The sequence below is a fragment of the Mycobacterium gastri genome, from assembly GCF_002102175.1.
In the GTDB taxonomy this organism is placed as follows: domain Bacteria; phylum Actinomycetota; class Actinomycetes; order Mycobacteriales; family Mycobacteriaceae; genus Mycobacterium; species Mycobacterium gastri.
This window is the reverse complement of sequence record NZ_LQOX01000134.1, coordinates 1-2,728: the sequence shown is the minus strand read 5'-3', so window position 1 is coordinate 2,728 and position 2,728 is coordinate 1. Positions and strand designations below refer to the sequence as shown.

The window sequence follows — 2,728 nt, the reverse complement described above, 5'->3', positions numbered from 1 at the left end:
CACCGGCGCCCCACAGCCCGGTGCTGCCGCCGGCCCCACCTGCCCCGCCGGCGGCGCCGACGGCGGTAGCGGTCCCGCCGGCGCCGCCCTGGCCGCCGTCGCCGAACAGCCACCCACCGGCACCGCCACGACCGCCGGCCGCTCCAGCCCCGCCGCCGCCCCCGGACCCGCCGTTGCCGATCAGCCCGGCTGAGCCGCCGTTGCCGCCGGCCACGCCGGCGGTCGTGCTGGTGCCGCCGGCCCCGCCGTTGCCGAAGAGCAACCCGCCGGCCCCGCCGTTTTGCCCGGTGCCGGCGGCCCCGCTGGCTCCGTCCCCGATCAGTGGGCGTCCCAGCAGTGCCTGGGTGGGCGGGTTGACCACGCCGAGTATTTGCTGTTCGAGGGTCTGCAACGGCGAGGTGTTGGCGGCCTCCGCGGCGGCGTAGGAGCCCGCACCGGCGGTCAGGGCCTGCACAAACCGGGCATGAAACGCCGCCGCCTGGGCGCTCAGCGCCTGATAGTGCTTGGCGTGCGCCCCGAACAGTGCCGCGATCGTCGCCGACACCTCGTCTGCGGCCGCGGCCACCACGGTCGTGGTTGGGGCCGCCGCGGCCGCGTTGGCTGTGCTGACCGCCGAACCAATGCTCGCCAAATCGTTCGCCGCCGCGGCGAGTATCTCCGGTGTTGCGATCACAAACGACACGATGCCTACCTTCCCTGACACGCCGGTAACTATTACCGATGGAACGGGATATGCGGGAAGAAGGTTCATGCTATCGCCAATCGTGGCAGCCGACCCGCGTTTTCAGCGCCTCTGGCAACCCGCCCACCCGCCAGCACCCAACTGCACCCCGGCCTGATGCCATCGCCTACGGAAGTCAGTGACCGACACGACAAATCGAGCTCAGCCTGGCCAGCGATGCGGGCCGGGCGTGTACCGATACGCCGCCGACCCAGTTCAGCCGGGCGGTCCGTCGGTGCCGTCGGCGCCGTCGGCGCCGGCCTGGCCGGTGCCACCGGCCGCGCCGTTCACGCGCCCTGTTCCGCCGGCGCCGCCGGCGCCGGGGTTGCCGCCGGTGCCGCCGCTGCCCGCGGTGCCACCCGCGCCGGCCGCCCCGGAGCTGCCGAAAAGCCCGCCGGAGCCACCGGAGCCGCCGTTACCGCCACTGCCGCCGGTGCCTCCGTTGCCTCCGTTGCCGCCATTGCCGCCATTGCCGCCATCGCCGTCATTGCCCCCAGAGTTTGCAGCCGCTGTGCCGGTACCGCCGGTACCGCCGGTACCGCCCGTCGCGCCGGTACCGCCGCCACCAGCGTTTCCGCCGAGGCCACCGGCGCCGCCGTCACCGAACAGCAGCCCGCCCCGACCACCGGTGCCGCCGGCCCCGCCGTTGCCGCCGGCGCCGCCCACGGCGCCAACACCGCCCATCCCGCCGCCGCCCCCGGAGCCGCCGAAGCCGCCGGCGGTCCCGCCGGTGCCGCCGGTGCCGCCGGTAGCGCCGGTGCCGCCGGTGCCGCCGGTGCCGCCAACGCCACCAACGCCGTCTGCCTGCACGGCGCTCCCGCCGGTGCCGCCCATGCCGCCGGGGGCGCCGGCGCCCCCGGCACCCCCGGTGCCGCCGACGCCGCCAGCGAGCCCGCCGGTACCGCCGGTGCCGCCCATGCCTCCAGCGGCACCCACGCCGCCGATACCCCCGGTGCCACCGTTACCCCCGACGGTAGGGAACGTACCGCCGGCGCCGCCAGTACCACCGCGCTGCCCGACAGTGGGGCTGCTGACGCCGTTGGCGCCGGGCCCACCGGGCCCGCCGAAGTTCCCGCCGGGGTCGCCGGTGGCCGCCGGGGGGCCCTGGTTTGCCAGAGGGCTGGGGTTGACGCCGTCGGCGCCGGGCGCGCCCAGGCCGCCGTGTCCGCCAGCCCCGCCGGCCCCGGACAACCCCGCTGATCCGCCGTTGCCGCCCATCCCTCCGGTGCCGCCGGGCGCGATGGCGTCACCGCCGTTGCCGCCGGCCCCGCCGTCGCCCTGCAGTAGCCCTCCATTGCCGCCGGTGCCGCCAGCTGCGCCCGAGGCACCATTGCCGCCGGCCCCGCCGTTGCCGATCAGCCGCGCATCGCCGCCGGCCCCGCCGGCCCCGCCGGCGCCAACACCGCTGCCGGACCCACCGCTTAGCCCGCCGGCGCCGCCGTCGGCGGCGGCCCCGCCATTGCCATACAGCAGCCCTCCGTTGCCGCCGGTGCCGCCCGTGCCGCCGGTCGCGCCGATGCCCCCGGTGCCGCCGGTACCGCCGGTACCGCCAACGCGATTTGCCGTAAGGGTGGTCCCGCCGGTGCCGCCCATGCCGCCGGGGGCGCCGGCGCCCCCGGCGCCCCCGGTGCCGCCGACTCCCCCAATTAGGAAGGCGTCACCGCCATCGCCGCCGGCGCCCCCCGCGGCGCCCACGCCGCCGGCACCCCCGTTGCCACCGCTACCCCCAATTATGATGATCGGAGTGACGCCGCTGTCACCGCCGCCGGCGCCGCCGGTACCGCCCGGCTGCCCGAGGGTGGCGCTGCTGACACCGTTATCGCCGGCCCCGCCCGGAAGACCGATGCTCCCTATGGTGCCGCCGTCGGCGCCGGGGCCCGCCGCCGGGCCTGCCGGCAGGGGAGTGGGGTTGACACCCTTGGCGCCGGGGGCGCCCAGGCCGCCGTGTCCGCCAGCCCCGCCGGCCCCGGACAACCCCGCTGATCCGCCGTTGCCGCCCATCCCTCC

At 77.4% G+C, this 2,728-nt stretch carries 2 protein-coding genes; both read right to left on the bottom strand.

Features of this window, described 5'->3' with window-relative positions; genetic code table 11:
- Positions 1–682 (bottom strand): PE family protein (locus AWC07_RS22460; protein WP_085105233.1); only part of this gene is annotated, 682 nt, incomplete at its 3' end.
- 255 nt (positions 683–937) lie between these two features.
- Positions 938–2,722 (bottom strand): PE family protein, encoded by a 1,785-nt coding sequence (locus AWC07_RS29415; protein WP_279628913.1) that lies wholly within the window; start codon positions 2,720–2,722, stop codon positions 938–940.
- Between the last annotated feature and the right edge of the window lie 6 nt (positions 2,723–2,728).

Coding starts and splice junctions, on each gene's coding strand:
- AWC07_RS29415 (WP_279628913.1), bottom strand. CDS start 2,722: ATGGGCGGCAACGGCGGATCAGCGGGGTTGTCCGGGGCCGGCGGGGCT.